Source organism: Actinocrispum sp. NPDC049592 (assembly GCF_040675465.1).
Classification (GTDB): Bacteria; Actinomycetota; Actinomycetes; order Mycobacteriales; family Pseudonocardiaceae; genus Kibdelosporangium.
The window spans coordinates 192,409-208,737 of the sequence record NZ_JBFAPA010000009.1; the positions used below are offsets into that span (position 1 = coordinate 192,409).

Below are 16,329 nucleotides of genomic sequence, written 5' to 3' on the forward strand. Positions count from 1 at the left end.
AAGGTCATCCGGTTGGACTGTTCGGGTGGCTTCGCCCGGTTTCACCGCAGGTCGAGCAGGTCGGCAACGTGCACCGGCTCCCCGGTGGCGCGGCTCTGGTTGGCGGCGAACCCGGTGAGCAACGACCGCGCGCCGTCGCGGTGGTCGGCCCTGCGGTTCAACGGATCCTCGCGGGGCCGGAACAGGTCCCGCAGCATCCGGGCGTCCGCGCCGCCATGCCCGGACCGGTCGAACTGCAAGGGAACCGCGAACGGCGGCTGCCAGAACGGGTGCACGGTCAGCGTCGCCCACCCGGCCTCGGTGTCCTTGTCCTCGTTGAGGCTGACGTGGTCGTTCTCCACCACTTCCAGCTCCAGGCGCCCCTTGCTGCCGTTGAACATCACCCGGTAGCCCTCCCACGGCGAGTAGGCCGTCAGGTGGTAGGTCACGTTCGCCCCGTTGGTGTAACGGATCAGCACGGCCATGTCGTCCTCAATGGACACTCCGTCGCCGAAGACGTTCTGGTCGCGGTGGTAGCCGTCCTCGTGTTCCGCCTCCAGGTACAGCTTGGTCAGCCGGGCGTCCTCGGCGAGGTGGAGGGCGAACGGGTCGGCGGCCGCCGCGGGGTCGCGGTCGGCTCGTTCGTAGTCCCGGGCGTACCCGTGGCGGACACCGTTCTCCTTGCCGTAGAAGAAAAGCCGCTGCTGGGCGTACACCGTCTCGGGGGCGGCGCCGATCCACCAGTTCAGCAGGTCGAAGTGGTGGGTGGCCTTGTGCACCATCAGGCCGCCGGAGTTTGCCTTGTCCCGGTGCCAGCGGCGGAAGTAGTCGGCGCCGTGCCGGATGTCCAGCAACCACTCGAAGTGCACCGAGCCGATGGTGCCGATCTCCCCGCGCAGCAGCAGTTCGCGGACCTTCTCGTGCACCGGGTTGTAGCGGTAGTTGAACGTGACCGTGAGCCTGCCGTCGTTGCGGTGCACGGCTTCCAGGATCTTCGCGCAACTGGGCGCGTCCACCGTCATCGGCTTCTCGGTGATCACATCCCGGCCGGCGTCCAGCGCCTCGATGATGTACGTGTCGTGAAACCGGTCCACCGTCGTGACGATCACCGTGTCGACCCGCTGCTCGTCCAGCATCCGCAGGAAGTCCCCCGCCGCGTACTCCGCCACCCGCTGCCCACCCAGCCGCGCGATCAGGTCGTTGTGCGCCGCCATCCGCGTCCCGTTCACATCCGCCAGCCCCACCAGCTCACCCACCCCACCCACCAGCGCCCGCACATACAACTCCGCCCGGGCGCCCGTCCCCACCACCGCGTAGCGCCCCATCGCCGCCTCCTCATGTAAACGTTTACATCAGCCTAGCGGAAGGCGGCGCATGGGGCGTAGCTCCTATTGGCTCAGCCGCCGGTAGCGGCGCACGGACAGCGGCACGAAGATCGCGAGGAGTGCCAACGGCCACAGCACGGCGAGGAGCATGGAGTGCTGCGCGGCGAACGAGGTTCCTTGCAGGCCGGGGTTGCCGAACAACCCACGGATCGCGCCCACTGTGGCGGACAACGGGTTCCACTCGGCGATCGTGCCGAGCCAGCCGGGCATCAGCTCGGGCGAGACGAAGGTGTTCGCGATCATGGTGATGGGGAACAGCAGGCCCCAGATCGCGGCGCCGGCCTCGGGGGAGGGCAGCAGCAGTCCGATGTAGATGCCCACCCAGATGGCGGCGAACCGCAGCAGCAGCAACAGAACCACGGCCACCAGCACGTCACCGAACCCGTTGTGCCACCGCCAGCCCACGATCAGCCCGCAGGTCATCAGCACGACCAGGTCGATCATGGAGTTGAGCACGTCCGCGAGGCTGCGGCCGAGGACCACGCCCGAGCGGGACATCGGCATGGAACGGAACCGGTTGGTGATCCCCCGCGCCTTGTCGGTGGAGATCGCGGTCATGGTCGCGCCGATGCCGAAGATCATGGCCTGGCCGAACATCCCCGGTAACAGGAACTCGCGGTAGTCGCCGCCGCCTGCCACAGACATGGCGCTGCCGAAGACGAACCCGAACAGCAGCACCGACACGATCGGGTACAACAGGCCCGCGATGATCTGCGCGGGCTGGCGGGTCCACGTGGTCAGCGTTCTGTGCGTGAGCACCCAGGCATCGACTGCGCCCCAACGGAAACGTTCGCCGGGAGTGCGGGGGATCATGGGTGTGGTCATGCCGCCACCGCCTTGTGTCCGGTGAGGCGCAGGAACACCTCGTCGAGGGTGGGCCGGCGCAGGTGGATGTCCTCGACGTCGATGCCCGCGTCGGCCAGTACGACGACGGTCTCGGTCAACGCGGCGACGCGGTCGGACACCGCGCAGGTGATGCTCCGGGTGTCCTGGTCGACCGCGGGCACCCCCAGGGCCGCGCGGGCGACGAGCTCCACCGCCTTGGCCAGGTCCTGGCCGGACCGCAGCACGACCTCGATGTGGTCACCCGCGACCTGGGACTTCAGCTGCTCGGGCGTGCCGGCCGCGATCACCCGGCCGCTGTCGATCACCGCGATCCGGTCGGCCAGCTGGTCGGCCTCGTCGAGGTACTGCGTGGTCAGCACGAGCGTCGTGCCGTTGCGCACCAGCTCGCGCAGCGCCAGCCAGACCTCGTTGCGGTTGCGCGGGTCCAGGCCGGTGGTCGGTTCGTCCAGGAACAGCACCGCGGGCGCCATGATCAGGCTCGCGGCCAGGTCGAGCCGCCGCCGCATGCCGCCGGAGTAGGTCCTGAGCGGTTTGTCCGCCGCCGCGGCGAGGTCGAACCGGTCCAGCAGCTCGGCCGCCCGGCGACGGGCGTTGCGCAGGCCGAGGTGGTACAGCCGGCCGAACATCACCAGGTTGTCCCGGCCGGTGAGCACCTCGTCGAGCGCGGGCTCCTGGCTGTTCAGCCCGATCCGGTAGCGCACCTCGGCGGCCTGGGTCGCCACGTCGAACCCGGCCACCGTCGCGGTCCCGGCGTCGAACCTGATCAACGTGGTCAACGCCTTCACCGCGGTGGTCTTGCCAGCGCCGTTGGGCCCCAGCAGCCCGCAGACCGTGCCCGCGGGCACGTCCAGGCTGAACCCGTCCAGCGCTTTCGTCTCGCCATATCTCTTGTGCAGCCCTTGGGCCGACACGGCGTCGGTCATCGATCCCCCAAACTGGGTACAGTGTACTCGGTACTTCGTACACTGTACCCAGTTTTACGATGGACGCAAATGACTACCGAATACGGCGGCACCGGCGACATCACCCGCAGCATGGAACTGCTGTGGGGCACCCAGGAACGCCCGACCAGAGGCCCCAAGCCGAGCCTGACCCTCGACCGGATCGTGCGGGCCGCGATCGAGCTGGCCGATGCCGAGGGGATCACCGCGCTGTCGATGCGCCGGGTGGCCGCGAAGCTCGAGGTCGGCACGATGTCGCTGTACCGGTACGTGCCCAGCAAGGCCGAGCTGCTCGACCTGATGCTCGACCACATCTACGGCGACGACCTGCAACCGCCGGACGACGGTCGCGGCTGGCGCAAGGGTCTCGAACAGGTCGCCACCAGCACCTGGGAACTCTGCCACCGGCACGCGTGGCTGCAGCACGTCTCGGGTGCCCGCGCGCTGCTGGGCCCGAACGCCACCCGGAGCTTCGAGTACTCCCTGGCCGTGCTCGCCGGGACCGGGCTCACCGACGGCGAACGGGTGAGCACGATCGTCGCGGTGAACAACTACGTGACCGGCTATGCCCGCGCGGCCGCCGAAGCCGCCGAGGCGCCCAAACGGACCGGTGTGACCGACGAGCAGTTCTGGAGCGCGCAGGAACCGTTCCTGGCCAAGGCCATGCAGAGCGGGCAGTTCCCGCAGATGGCCGCGCTGGACCCGAACGTGTTCAGCGAGGTCTACGCCTCGTTCGAGTTCGGCCTCCAGCGGCTGCTGGACGGCATCGAGGCCTACATCGAGGCGAAACGCTGAACATGGACTTCTACGAGGCCGTCGCGCGACGGCGGGATGTGCGCGCGGAGTTCACCGGCGAGCCGGTCGACGACGAGGTGCTGTACCGGATCCTGACGGCCGCGCACTCCGCGCCGAGCGTGGGCATGAGCCAGCCGTGGGACTTCGTTCTGGTGCGCGATCCGGTGACCCGTAAGGCTTTCCACACCCACGTGGCCGCTCGGCGGGACGACTTCGCGGCCACTTTGGACGGTGAACGCGCGTCGACGTTCCAGCGGATCAAGATCGAGGGCATCCTCGAGTCGTCACTGTCCATTGTGGTGACCTACTCGCCCGGTCGCGGGTCGCCCGCGGTCCTCGGGCGGCACACGATCGCCGACACCGGGCTGTACTCGGTCTGCCTGGCCATCCAGAACCTGTGGCTGGCCGCGACCGCGGAGGACCTGGGCGTCGGCTGGGTGAGCTTCTACGACGAGGAGTTCCTGGCGTCGCTGCTGGACATCCCGGACGGAGTGCGGCCGGTGGCCTGGCTGTGCGTCGGGCCGGTGTCCCGGCTGCACTCCGTTCCGGACCTGGAACGCCACGGCTGGCGCTCCCGCCTCCCCCTGGAAGCCGTCCTGCACGAGGAACGGTTCTAACCCACCCCGGCCAACCCACCCCCGCCAACCCACCCCCGCGTGTCCCCCGTTCCTCCCCCGCGTGTCCCCCGTTCGTCCGGGGTGTGTCCCCCGTTCGCGGACCCCGAGTTCGCCGTTCGGGTCTACCCCGCGAAGGACTTGCTCTCGTCGTAGGGGCGGCGTTCGGTGAGGCTGAACCAGCTGCCGGAGTCGTCGCGGAAGATCGCTTCGACGCCGTAGGGGCGCTCGGCGGGTTCCTGCAGGAAGACCACGCCGTTGGCGGACAGCTGCTCGTAGGTCTTGCGGCAGTCGTCGGTGCCGAACACGCCGCCGCCGAGGGCGCCCTTGGCGATCAGGTCGCGGATCTGCTTCTCGGTCTCCGGGTCGTGCGCGGGCCGGCCGGGTTCCATCAGGACCAGCTGGACGTCCGGCTGGCCGGGCGCGCCGACGGTGAGCCAGCTGAACGTGTCGGTCTTCAGCTCCTCGCGCACCTCCAGCCCCAGCTTCTCGGAGTAGAACTTCTTGGCCGCGGCCTGGTCCAGGACCCAGATGGTGCTGTGCGTGAAGCTTGTAATCATGCCGGGAACGCTAATCCCCGGACGGGTCCGGCGCCTTCTCCGTTGTTGCGGGGAGCGTCCACGTCATCAGGAAACACCCGGGGATCGGCGCGGCCGCCGGGTGCTTCGCCCGGTACTCGGTCGGGGACATCCCGACGACCTCGGTGAACCGGCTGGAGAACGAGCCGAGGCTGGAGAACCCGACCAGCATGCAGATCTCCGTCACGGTCAGGTTCACCGACCGCAGCAGGTCCTTGGCCCGCTCGATCCGCCGCAGCGTCAGATACCGCCCCGGGGTATGTCCGTACGCGGTCCGGAACGACCGCACGAAGTGGAACCGCGAGCACCCCGCCGCACGCGCCAGGTCGTCCAGCACCAACGGCGACGCGTACTCCCGGTCCATCAGGTCCTTCGCCCGCCGCAGGTACGCCACGACGGGCACCTTCGCCACCACCCGCCCCGCCGGCACGCACGCCGCCAGCTCCACCCCAGGCATCGCCTGCCTGGGCGGCATGATCGGCTCGCTGGCGGTCATCTCATGGGGCTCAGTGGGCGGCGTCGTTCCAGGAGCGGCCGAAGCCGACGGAGACGTCGAGCGGGACGTCGAGCTGGTAGGCGCTGCCCATGCCTTGGCGGACAAGGTCTTCGACGGCGGCGTGCTCACCGTCGGCGACCTCGAGGACGAGTTCGTCGTGGACCTGCAGCAGCATGCGGGAGGACAGCGAGGACTTCTTCAGCTCCCGCTGGACGTTGAGCATGGCCACCTTGATGATGTCCGCGGCGCTGCCCTGGATGGGGGCGTTGAGGGCCATGCGTTCGGCCATCTCGCGGCGCTGGCGGTTGTCGGAGGTGAGGTCCGGGAGGTAGCGGCGGCGGCCGAAGATGGTCTCGGTGTAGCCCTCGCGCCGAGCTTTGTCCACAACGGACGTGAGGTAGTCGCGGACCCCGCCGAACCGCTCGAAGTAGTTCTCCATCAGCGCCCGGGCCTCCTCGGTGGAGATCCGCAGCTGCTGGGACAGGCCGTACGCGGAAAGGCCGTACGCCAGGCCGTAGTTCATCGCCTTGACCTTGGCCCGCTGTGCGCCGCTGACCTCGGTCGGGCCGACGCCGAACACGTGCGCGGCGGTGGCGGCGTGGAAGTCGAACCCGGAGTTGAACGCGTCGATCAGGCCGTCGTCGTGCGACAGGTGCGCCATGATCCGCATCTCGATCTGGCTGTAGTCGGCGGTCATCAGCTCCGAGTAGCCGCCGCCGACCACGAACGCGTCCCGGATCCGGCGGCCCTCGTCGGTGCGGATCGGGATGTTCTGCAGGTTGGGCTCGGTGGACGACAACCGCCCGGTCGCCGCGATGGTCTGGTTGTACGTGGTGTGGATGCGCCCGTCGTCGGCGACCGACTTGATCAGACCGTCCACAGTGGTCTTGAGCCGCGCGGCGTCCCGGTGCTCCAGCAGGTGGCGCAGGAACGGGTGCTCGGTGGTCTCGTACAACGTCATCAACGCGTCGGCGTCGGTGGTGTAGCCGGTCTTGGTCTTCTTGGTCTTCGGCATCTGCAGCTCGTCGAACAGCACCACCTGCAGCTGTTTCGGCGACCCGAGGTTGATCTCCTTGCCGATCACCGCGTACGCCTCCTGCGCCGCGTGCTTCACGCGCCCGGCGAAGTGCGCCTCGAGCGACGCGAGGTGCTCGACGTCCACGCAGATGCCGATGCCCTCCAGCTCGGCCAGCACCTGCAGCAGCGGCAGCTCCATCTCGGCGAGCAGCTTGGCGCCGCCGGTGGCCTGCACCTCGGCGTCCAGCGCCTCGGCCAGCTCGGCGACCGCACGCGCCCGGACGACCTCGGCGGCGGCGAGCTTCTCGCCCTCGTCCTGCTCGTCCAGCAGGGACAGCTGCTGCTCGCCCTCGACCTCCTCGACCCGCAGCTCCCGCTTGAGGTGCCGCAGCACCAGGTCGTCCAGGGAGAACGAGCGCTGACCGGGGCGGACCAGGTAGGCGGCCAGCTCGGTGTCCATGACCAGGCCGTTCATCGTCCAGCCGCGCCCGGCCAGGCCGTGCAGGGCCAGCTTCACCGCGTGCGCCACCTTCGGCACGTCCGGATCGGCCAGCCACCCGATCAGGTCTTTCTCGTCTTTTTCAGCCAAAGAGGTGACATCGACGAACGTTCCGTCGCCGTTGACGTTGGCCACCGTGATCGACAGCAGGTCCACCGCGCCGGGCGGGCCCTGGTGCCGGAACGACAACCCGGCGCGCTTGCCCTTGCCGGCGTGGTCGTGCAGCCATTTGCCCAGCTCACCGGGGGCGACGGTGACCGCGGTGATCTCGAAGCCCGAGTCGGCCTCCGGCTCCGGCGCGGACAGCTCCTCGAACAGCCGGTCCCGCAGCACCCGGAACTCCAGCTCGTCGAACAGCCGGTGCACCGCTTCCCGGTCCCAGGCCTGCGCGGCCAGGTCGTCCGGCTTGTAGGGCAGGTCCAGGTCGCGGATGAGCTGGGTGAGCTCGCGGTTGAGCATCACCGACGACAGGTTGGCCCGCAGGTTGTCGCCGATCTTGCCCTTGACCTCGTCGACGCGGTCGATCAGCTCGTTGAGCGAGCCGAACTCCTGCATCCACTTGACGATCGTCTTCTCCCCCACGCCGGGGATCTTCGGCAGGTTGTCCGAGGGGTCGCCGCGCAGCGCCGCGTAGTCCGGGTACTGCGTGGGCGTCACACCCTGCTTCTCCAGCACCATCTCCGGCGTGTACCGGGTCATCTCGGTGACCCCGCGGGACGGGTAGAGCACCGTCGTGTGCGGCGTGACCAGCTGCAACGCGTCGCGGTCGCCGGTACAGATGAAAACGTCGTAGCCGCCCGCCGCCTCGGCCTGGGTGGCCAGCGTGGCGATGATGTCGTCGGCCTCGTAGTTCTCCTTGGTCAGCATCGGGATGCGCAGCGCCCGCAGCACGTCCTCGATCAGGCTGACCTGGCCCTTGAACTCGTCCGGAGTGGCGCTCCGGTTGGCCTTGTACTCGGTGTACTTCTCGCTGCGGAAGGTCTTGCGGGACAGGTCGAAGGCCACCGCGACGTGCGTCGGCTGCTCCTCGCGCATCAGCTTGATCAGCATCGACGTGAACCCGTACACGGCATTCGTGTGCTGCCCTGTGCCGGTCTGGAAGTTCTCCTTCGGCAGGGCGTAGAACGCTCGGTAGGCCATCGAGTGGCCATCTATCAGGAGGAGTCGGTGCTGGTCTGCCACGTGCCCGAGTCTAGGCCCGGGCACCGACAGTTCTGAGTCCGCCTTAGTCTGACCGGCATGGGAGAAGCTGACGGTCTGCCTGAGCAGCTGAACGACAAGATGGGCATCGAGGTGCTGGAGTGGAACGCCCAGCGGGTGGTCGCCACGATGCCGGTGAAGGGCAACCGCCAGCCCTACGGTCTGCTGCACGGCGGCGCGAACGCCGTGCTCGCCGAGGCCACGGGCTCGTACTGCGCCGCGATGAACACCGAGGGCCGGCCCGCGGTCGGCCTGGAGCTGTCCTGCACCCACCACCGCGGGGTGCGGGAGGGCCTGGTCACCGCGGTGGCCACGCCCATCCACATCGGCCGCAGCACGGTCACGGTGGAGATCGTGATCACCGACGAGTCCGGCAAGCGCACCTGTACGGCCCGGCTGACCTGTGTCGTCCTGGACTCGGTGCCGGGTGGATCTTGACCTGGCCCAGGTGAGGGCGTTCGTCGTCACCGCCGACGCGGAGCACTTCGGCCGCGCGGCGGAGACGCTGTTCCTGACCCAGCAGGCGCTGTCCAAACGGATCAAGCGCCTGGAGGACAACCTGTCGACGCAACTGTTCGCCCGCACCAACCGGTCGGTGTCGCTGACCGAGGACGGCCGCCGGTTCCTGCCGCACGCGCGTGCGCTGGTCCAGGCCGCCGATGCCGCGGTCGCCGCCATGTCCGGCGCCCAGCCGGTCCGGGTCGACCTGATCGACCTCCGGCTGGCGCCGATGTTCGTGCTGCGGCGGCTGGCCGAGCGCGACCCGTCGATGGAGCTCGACCGCAGCGCGCTCGGCGGCCTGGACGAGGCGATCCCGGCGGTGGAACGCGGTGAGCTGGACGTCGCCTTCGGCTGGGTCGGCGGCCTGGGCCGGCCGCTGCCCGGCACCCTCGAGCACCGCCTCGTCCGCCTCGAGCCCCTGGTCGCCGTCGTGCCACCGGAACACCCGTTGGCCGACGAGGCCGCGATCGACCTGGCCACCCTCGGCCCGGAGGGAATCTGGCTGCCCTCAAGGGAAAGCCCGAGCGAGTGGCGGACCTACATCGACCAGGTCATCGCGGCGCTTGGCGTGACCGTCGACCGCACCGGCGTCAGCTACGACCTCCGGCACACCCTCGAGCAGGCCCGCTACGGCAAACCCCGGGTGACGTTGACCGGCGCGGACATGGAACTCCCGCGTGATCTCAACCTCCGCGTCATCCCGTTCCGCCCCGCGCCGCTGTTCCCGTGGTCGATCGTCTACCGCAAGGGCAGGCAACGCCCGGCCGTCCGCCACCTGCTCACCTTGGTGGACAAGACAACCCGCGCCGAAGGCTGGCTCGACCACGACCCCGCGACCACCTGGCTGCCCTAGGGCAACGCAACCACGCGGGTGTTCTGGAACGACTCCTGCCACCAGCGGCCGTCGCGCTTCACCATGACGTTGGTGTTGCGGGACAACGAGTCCGCACGGCACTCGGTGCTGGGCGGGACCAACTGGCAGGCCGTGCGGACGATGATCGCCATCGACGGGCCGGTGAAGCGCACGTCCGAGGAGAGCGTCTTCAGCTTGGTGTGGTCGATGTACTTGTCGAAGTAGTACTGCATGCCCTCGGCGATGCCCTGCCGGGTCCGCAGGTGGTCACCGTTGAACGTGACCAGGTCCGCGTTCTCGGTGAAGTGCCGGGCGAAGGCCGCGCCATCCTCGCGGTACCAGGCGTCCTGCTGCTCCCGCAGGATCCGCTCGAACGCGGCCCGATCACCTCCGCCGGAACCGCTGTCCGAACCGGCGTCGGCGACCGAGGCCGCACCGGCCATGAGAACCGCTCCAAGCACGACAACCAGCCATTTCTTGGCCACAAGTGTCTCCTCCCGTTGAGGAGCCCCACTCTGGGGCGCGGACACCCGTCCGATCGTCACCCTGGAGTTGCGACCTGACCGTCAACCTGGGAGGTACTTGCTGAACCAGCGCACCAGCTCGGCGTCGACCCGGCGGGCGTTCTCGTTCTGGGGTGCGGGTTCGAGGCCGGGCGCGTCCGCGAGGGTGTGCCGCATCCCGGGGATCAGCACCAGCTCGGCGCCGATCTCCTTCTGTGCCAAGGCGGCGGGTTCGCGGATGGCCACGTCGTCGTCCTCGCCGATGACGAACAGCGAGGGCGTCCTGATCTCGTCGGCGCGCCGAACGAAGTCGTAGCGGCCGGCCACGGCACGGTTCTGGTCGTTCCAGCCGAAGGTGACGTCGAACCGGCGCTCGTTGGCCGCGACGACCGGGGCGAGCTGGGTGACCGGGTTGATGAACGCCGACGCGAAGATCGGCACCTCCGCCCGCGCGGTCACCTCCAAGGCGACGAGCCCGCCGGCCGACCCGCCCGCGACCCCCACCGGACCGTCCGCAATGGACAGTTGTGAGCGCAGATCCGCGAGCGCCGCGGGGAACTCGGCCGCGGCCTGCTCGGTCTGCGGCTCGTAGCAGTTGAGCACGGCGTCCTCGAAAGCCCGCTGGTACAGCTCCTCCAGCCCGCCCGGCAGCGAACGCCGCCCGGTCATCGGCAGCCCGAAGTAGACGCGCCACGCGTCCAGGCCGGTCATCGGCACGGCCGCGGCCATCGCGACATCGGTGCACGGCGGGTCCATCAGGTGCCAGACGGCGATCATCGGCGCCGTGTCACCGGAAGCCGGCTCCAGCGCGACGAACGGCACTCCGGCGGCGATACCCGTGATCATGACTGTGTCCTCCCAGTTGGTGTTGAACTCAAGCAAACACCCTGGTCAGAGCCGCGTCCAACAGCCATTGGGGCCGGAACGACAACCAACGGTTGTCACAGGTGCCGCTGGAACCACCGGGTCAGCTCGGCGTCGACCCGGACCGCGTCGGCGTTCTGCGGCGCGGGTTCCAGGCCCGGCTCGTCGGCGAACCCATGCCCCATCCCGGAGATCTCGACGCGCTCGATGCCCGTGGCCCTGGCGGGTTCCAGAATCGAGGCCTCGTCGGCGGAACCGAGCACCAGCAAGGCGGGCGCCTTGATCTCCCCGGCCCGCCGCACGAAGTCGTACTCGTCCGCGGCCGCCCGCGACTCCTCGGTCCACGCGTACGGCGATCCGGTGAACTCCTGGATCGCCGCCTCGGCGACCGCGGCCAGCCGCGTCACGGGGTTGATCATCGCGGCAGCGGCGATCGGAACCGGAGCCGTGGCGGCGACGGTGTACGCGACGAGACCGCCCATCGAGCCACCGGCAACACCCACCGGACCATCCGAAATGGACAGTGAAGACCGCAGCTCGGCGAGCGCGGCAGGGAACTCCGACACCGCCTGGTCGACCATCGGCTTGGCGAGCTTGAGCACGTAGTCCTGACCGGCCAGCTCGAACAGCTCCGGCGGACCGCCGGGCAGCGAACGCCGCCCGGTCATTGGCAGTCCGAAGTAGACACGCCAGGCCCGCACGCCGTTCATCGGCACCGCCGCGGCCATGGCGGCCTCGCTGCGCGGCGAGTCGAGCAGGTGCCACACCGCGATCAGCGGCGCCGGCCGGTCCCCCTCGGGAGGCAGTGCCACGTAAGGAACCCCGGCCGCGATACCCGAAATGGTCATGCCGCCAGCCAACCCCGCCACCGCGCGACACGCCACCGCCTTTCGCAGGTGGCGAACAGAAAACCGCCGGCCGTACCCGATCGGGCACAACCGGCGGTCTTCGAGGAGGTTCCTAGCCTTCGCCGAGGTAGGCGGCCCGCACGCCCTCGTTGGCGAGCAGGTCGTGACCCGGCCCGTCCAAAGTGGTCGTGCCCAGGTCCACCACGTAACCGTGGTCGGACAGGGCAAGGGCGGCCAGCGCGTTCTGCTCGACCAGCAGGATCGTCGTCCCGGCGGCCTGCAGTTCCTTGATGGTGTCGAAGATGCGCTGGGTCATGATCGGCGAGAGACCCATCGAGGGCTCGTCGAGCATCAGCAGCGTCGGCTTGGACATCATCGCCCGGCCGATGGCCAGCATCTGCTGCTCACCACCGGAGAACAGGCCCGCCTTGTTGTGCCGCCGCTCGCCGAGCACCGGGAACAGGTCGTAGACCCGCTTCATGTCCGCCTCGACGCCCGTGTCCCGGCGCACATACGCGCCGAGCTGCAGGTTCTCCTCGACGGTCATCCGGCCGAACAGGCGGCGGCCCTCCGGGCAGTGCGCGATCCCGTTGGCCAGGGTCTCATGCGCGGGCTGCTTGTGGATCGGCTTGCCCTTGAACAGGATCTCGCCGCTGCGCGGGCGCAGCAGCCCGGAGATGGTGCGCAGCGTGGTGGTCTTGCCCGCGCCGTTCGCCCCGATCAGCGAGACGATCTGGCCCGGCTCGACCACGAACGACACATCGCGCACCGCCTCGATCGCGCCGTAGGCGACGCTGAGGTTGCGCACTTCCAGCAATGGGGTCATTGTCCGGCTCCCTTGCCTTCCGCCGCGTGCAGTTCCGCCTCGACCTCGTCCGGTGGCTTGCCCAGGTAGGCCTCGATCACCCTCGGGTCGGCCCGGACCATCTCCGGCGAGCCCTCGACCAGCAGCTCGCCCTGCACCAGCACGGAGACGTGGTCGCACAGGCCGAAGATGAACTTCGTGTCGTGCTCGATGACCACCACGGACACCCCGGTGTCGCGGATCGCGAAGATCAGCTGCCGGGTCGCCTCGGTCTCCTGCGGGTTCATGCCGGCCGTCGGCTCGTCCAGCAGCAGGATCTGCGGGTCGGTGGCCAGCGCGCGGGCGATCTCCAGCCGCCGCTGGTCACCGTAGGGCAGGTTGCGGGCGAGGTCGTCGGCGCTGCGGCCGATCCCGGCGAAGTCCAGCAGCTCACGCGACCGCTTCTCGGCCTCGGCCTCGCCCCGGCGGAACTTCGGGCCGCGGAAGATGGTCGCGATCGCGCCCTGGCTCATCCGGGCGTGCCGGCCGACCATGACGTTCTCCACCGCGGTCATGTTCGGGAACAGCCGGATGTTCTGGAACGTCCGGGCGATGCCGGCGATGGTGACCTGGGCCGGGTCGTTGGGCAGCTGCTTGCCGTTCATCAGCACCTGGCCCCGGGTGGGCGTGTACAGCCCGGTGAGGCAGTTGAAGAACGTCGTCTTGCCCGCGCCGTTCGGCCCGATCAGGCCGATGATCTGGCCCTGGGCCAGTTCGAGCGAGACGTCCTTGAGCGCGGTCAGCCCGCCGAACTGCATCGTCACGTCCTGCGCGCGCAGCACGGGAGCGGTCATCGCGCCTTCACCTCCTCGGCCTCGGCCTCTTCGATGCGTACCTCGGCCACTTCGTCCAGCGAGTGGCCACTGGTGTCCTCACCGACCAGTTCGGCCCGGCGGTGCCGGTCCGGGATCAGGCCGTGCGGCCGGAACCGCATGATCAGGATCAGCGCGACACCGAAGATCAGCAGGCGGTAGTCGGCGAACTCACGCAGCTTCTCCGGCAGCACGAACAGCAGCGACGCACCGAGCACGGCGCCGGGGATGGACCCCATGCCGCCCAGGATGACCGCCGCCAGCAGCGTGACCGAGGCCATGAACTGGAAGCTCTCGTAGCCGACCGTGCTGGTCTTGTGGGCGAACACCGCACCGGCGATGCCGGCCAGGATCGCGCCGCAGAGGAACGCCAGGATCTTGGCCTGCCCGGTCTTGATGCCCATCGCGCGGGCCGCGTCCTCATCCTCCCGGATGGCGATCCAGGCCCGGCCGATCCGGCTGTTCTTGAGGTTCGCGAACACCGCCATCACCAGCCCGACCAGCAGCACGATCAGGAAGTAGTAGATGACGCCGCCGGGCAGCTTCGCGCCGAACAGGTCGATCGGCTCGTTGAACTTGGTGCCGAACCCCTCCAGCTGGGGGATGTTCGGGATCGCGTTCGAGCCACCGGTCAGGCCGCCGATGTTGTTGCGAGCGGAGAGCTGGAACATCTCACCGAAGGCCAGCGTCACGATGGCCAGGTAGTCACCGCGCACCCGCAGCGTCGGCGAGCCGACGACCGCGCCGAAGATGCCCGCGACCAGCGCGGAGATGACCACCACGAGGATGAACGGCAGCTCGATGTGGAACTTGGTGGCCGCCGCGCCGGACAGGTTCGCCGCGACGAACGCGCCGATGCCCAGGAACGCCACGTACCCGAGGTCCAGCAGGCCGGACAGGCCCACCACGATGTTCAGGCCGATGGCGGTGGCCGCGTAGATACCGACGTTGGTGGCCACCGTCATCCAGTACTCGGTGCCCGCGTCGGTGAACGGCAGCCCGAACGCGCAGATCACCAGCACCAGGATGGAGAACCAGCGGTGCTGCTCGGACAGCGTGGAGATCCACTTCAGCGCGCCGACGCCGGACAGCGCGGCCAGCAGCCCCGCGGCGAAGCCGAGGAAGGACAGGAAGATCGCGCCCGCGTACGGGTTGGCCGCGCCGCCCTGGCCACCGGCGGTCAGGGTCATCGAGACCAGGAACAGCAGCGCGCCGAACGAGACCAGCAGCGCCAGGTAGGCCAGTGGCGCCGGGATGTCGGTGCGCCACACCGGCACGTCCTCCATCGCCCGGCCGACCGTGGCCACCACCAGCAGCACACCGCCGACGATCGCGGCGACACTGCCGAACGCGAACGCGCCGTCGGCCGCGGTGACCGCGCCGAGGCCGCCGCCGTGGCCGGTGATGAACAGGAAGTGGATGACACCGATGGCCGCGATGCCGACGCCGAGGCCGCGCAGCACCCGCCGCTGGGCCGGGATCCGGAACACCGAGGCGATCACCGCCAGGACCGCCAGCAGCAACAGCTCCCAGCGGAACCCGGTCAGCTCGAACGGCGCGTCGAAGAACTGCAGGGTGGACTTGTCCGGGTAGGCCCCGTCGTTGAGCACGAAGGTCACCCAGGGCAGCAGCGGGGCCACCACCGAGACGACCGCGCCGACGATGGCGAGCACACGCATCATCGGCGAGGTGGGGGACGTACGCTCGGCCTGCAGCGCCTGGGGAGAGACGACGTTGGTCATGCGCGCACCCTTTCGGTCTCACCGAACAGGCCCTGTGGCCGGAAGACCAGGACCAGGATCAGCACGACGAAGATCCAGACGTAGTCGTACTGGGTGCCGCCCGGCAGGTACTGGCCGGACAGGGTCTTGACGAAACCGATGACGAACCCGCCGATCACCGCGCCGCGGATGCTGCCGATACCACCGAGCACGGCCGCGGTGAACGCGAAGATGCCGTTCTGGAAGCCGATGTCCGTGCTGATGTTGCTGATGTGCGAGCCGTACAGCACACCGGCCACCCCGGCCAGCACCGCGCCGAGCGCGAAGGTCAGCACGATCGTGCGGTCCGGGTTGATGCCCATCAGCCGGGCCACGTCCGGGTCCTGCGCGGTGGCCCGCATCGCCCGCCCCATCCGGGACCGGTTGATGTAGAGCTGCAACAGCGTGGTGAGCACCAAGGACACCACGATGATCAGCAGGCCGGTCTTCGCGACGACGATGCCACCGAGGTCGATGCTGCCGGTGAGGAACACGTTGGGGAACGGGATCGGCTTGGTGGCGCCCGGGTAGAACAGCCGGACGGCCTCCTTGAGCGTCACCGACACACCCAGCGCCGTGATCAGCGGCGCCAGCCTCGGCGCGTTGCGCAGGGGCCGGTAGGCCAGCCGTTCCATCAGGACCGCGAGCAGGGCGGAGATCACCGCACCGGCGATCACCATCAGCGGCAACGTGATGTACCACGTGCCCTTGACGCCTTCCGGGATGACCCAGGTGAACGTCGCGAGGGCGCCGAACGCGCCCACCATGAACACTTCGCCGTGCGCGAAGTTGATCAACTGCACGATCCCGTACACCATCGTGTACCCGAGCGCGATCAGACCGATCGTGCCACCGAGGATCGCGCCGTTGACAAGCTGCTGTAGCAGCGTCGACACATCTACCTCCAACGATGGCGGGGGCAGGCCCCTGAAGACCTGCCCCCGCCAGACACCCCGCCGATCGGGCGGAGCAATCAGTCCGCTATTCGGTTTTT

Annotated in this window: 17 protein-coding genes; 4 read left to right on the top strand and 13 right to left on the bottom strand. The window is 69.0% G+C overall.

Annotated elements, in window-relative coordinates; translation table 11 throughout:
- Window positions 1–41: 41 nt before the first annotated feature.
- From AB0J95_RS23835 to AB0J95_RS23845, 3 genes are all read right to left on the bottom strand, one after another.
- The gene (locus AB0J95_RS23835) at window positions 42–1,304 is read right to left on the bottom strand and encodes a Gfo/Idh/MocA family oxidoreductase (protein WP_364761597.1); all 1,263 of its coding nucleotides are present in this window, start codon (window positions 1,302–1,304) and stop codon (window positions 42–44) included.
- A 63-nt stretch (window positions 1,305–1,367) separates the two neighbouring features.
- Window positions 1,368–2,189, bottom strand: a complete 822-nt coding sequence (locus AB0J95_RS23840) for an ABC transporter permease (protein ID WP_364761599.1) — start codon at window positions 2,187–2,189, stop codon at window positions 1,368–1,370.
- Window positions 2,186–3,133 carry an ATP-binding cassette domain-containing protein gene (locus AB0J95_RS23845; RefSeq protein ID WP_364761601.1) on the bottom strand — a complete coding sequence of 316 codons (948 nt, stop codon included), beginning with the start codon at window positions 3,131–3,133 and terminating at the stop codon, window positions 2,186–2,188. Before AB0J95_RS23845 ends, AB0J95_RS23840 begins: the two co-directional genes overlap by 4 nt.
- A 69-nt stretch (window positions 3,134–3,202) precedes the next feature.
- Here AB0J95_RS23845 and AB0J95_RS23850 point away from each other — a divergent pair, with 69 nt between their 5' ends.
- Window positions 3,203–3,946 carry a TetR/AcrR family transcriptional regulator gene (locus AB0J95_RS23850; RefSeq protein ID WP_364761603.1) on the top strand — a complete coding sequence of 248 codons (744 nt, stop codon included), beginning with the start codon at window positions 3,203–3,205 and terminating at the stop codon, window positions 3,944–3,946.
- 2 nt (window positions 3,947–3,948) lie between these two features.
- Window positions 3,949–4,563 (top strand): 5,6-dimethylbenzimidazole synthase, encoded by a 615-nt coding sequence (gene bluB / locus AB0J95_RS23855; RefSeq protein WP_364761606.1) that lies wholly within the window; start codon window positions 3,949–3,951, stop codon window positions 4,561–4,563.
- A 122-nt stretch (window positions 4,564–4,685) separates the two neighbouring features.
- Here the strand turns inward: bluB and AB0J95_RS23860 are convergent, their stop codons facing one another.
- Genes AB0J95_RS23860 through polA form a run of 3 tightly spaced genes read right to left on the bottom strand, consistent with a single transcriptional unit; the run spans window position 4,686 to window position 8,356 of the window.
- Window positions 4,686–5,120: a VOC family protein gene (locus AB0J95_RS23860; protein ID WP_364761609.1), complete on the bottom strand. Its 435-nt coding sequence runs from the start codon at window positions 5,118–5,120 to the stop codon at window positions 4,686–4,688.
- Window positions 5,121–5,130: 10 nt separating this feature from the next.
- Window positions 5,131–5,634 carry an AraC family transcriptional regulator gene (locus AB0J95_RS23865; RefSeq protein WP_364761612.1) on the bottom strand — a complete coding sequence of 168 codons (504 nt, stop codon included), beginning with the start codon at window positions 5,632–5,634 and terminating at the stop codon, window positions 5,131–5,133.
- Window positions 5,635–5,644: 10 nt separating this feature from the next.
- On the bottom strand, window positions 5,645–8,356 hold the full coding sequence (gene polA, locus AB0J95_RS23870) for a DNA polymerase I (RefSeq protein WP_364761615.1): 2,712 nt from the start codon (window positions 8,354–8,356) through the stop codon (window positions 5,645–5,647).
- 33 nt (window positions 8,357–8,389) lie between these two features.
- Between polA and AB0J95_RS23875 the strand changes: the two genes are divergently transcribed.
- On the top strand, window positions 8,390–8,788 hold the full coding sequence (locus AB0J95_RS23875) for a PaaI family thioesterase (protein WP_364761618.1): 399 nt from the start codon (window positions 8,390–8,392) through the stop codon (window positions 8,786–8,788).
- Window positions 8,789–8,798: 10 nt separating this feature from the next.
- Entirely contained in the window at window positions 8,799–9,704 is a 906-nt protein-coding gene (locus AB0J95_RS23880; protein WP_364761621.1) for a LysR family transcriptional regulator, read from the top strand.
- On the opposite strand, the gene AB0J95_RS23885 is transcribed toward AB0J95_RS23880, so the two are convergent.
- The 7 genes from AB0J95_RS23885 to AB0J95_RS23915 all read right to left on the bottom strand — a co-directional run bounded on the left by AB0J95_RS23885 (window position 9,701) and on the right by AB0J95_RS23915 (window position 16,231).
- Complete coding sequence (locus tag AB0J95_RS23885; protein WP_364761624.1) at window positions 9,701–10,189, bottom strand: SgcJ/EcaC family oxidoreductase; 489 nt, start codon at window positions 10,187–10,189, stop codon at window positions 9,701–9,703. The genes AB0J95_RS23880 and AB0J95_RS23885 overlap by 4 nt on opposite strands.
- Window positions 10,190–10,270: 81 nt before the next feature.
- Window positions 10,271–11,053, bottom strand: coding sequence for an alpha/beta hydrolase (locus tag AB0J95_RS23890; RefSeq protein ID WP_364761627.1), 783 nt, complete (start codon window positions 11,051–11,053; stop codon window positions 10,271–10,273).
- A gap of 95 nt (window positions 11,054–11,148) precedes the next feature.
- Entirely contained in the window at window positions 11,149–11,919 is a 771-nt protein-coding gene (locus AB0J95_RS23895) for a prolyl oligopeptidase family serine peptidase (RefSeq protein ID WP_364761630.1), read from the bottom strand.
- Window positions 11,920–12,031: 112 nt separating this feature from the next.
- Complete coding sequence (locus tag AB0J95_RS23900; RefSeq protein WP_364761633.1) at window positions 12,032–12,745, bottom strand: ABC transporter ATP-binding protein; 714 nt, start codon at window positions 12,743–12,745, stop codon at window positions 12,032–12,034.
- Window positions 12,742–13,557, bottom strand: a complete 816-nt coding sequence (locus tag AB0J95_RS23905) for an ABC transporter ATP-binding protein (protein WP_364761635.1) — start codon at window positions 13,555–13,557, stop codon at window positions 12,742–12,744. The genes AB0J95_RS23900 and AB0J95_RS23905 overlap by 4 nt, the downstream gene beginning before the upstream one ends.
- The gene (locus AB0J95_RS23910; RefSeq protein WP_364761638.1) at window positions 13,554–15,317 is read right to left on the bottom strand and encodes a hypothetical protein; all 1,764 of its coding nucleotides are present in this window, start codon (window positions 15,315–15,317) and stop codon (window positions 13,554–13,556) included. Before AB0J95_RS23910 ends, AB0J95_RS23905 begins: the two co-directional genes overlap by 4 nt.
- Window positions 15,314–16,231, bottom strand: a complete 918-nt coding sequence (locus tag AB0J95_RS23915) for a branched-chain amino acid ABC transporter permease (RefSeq protein ID WP_364761640.1) — start codon at window positions 16,229–16,231, stop codon at window positions 15,314–15,316. Before AB0J95_RS23915 ends, AB0J95_RS23910 begins: the two co-directional genes overlap by 4 nt.
- Window positions 16,232–16,329 lie beyond the last annotated feature (98 nt).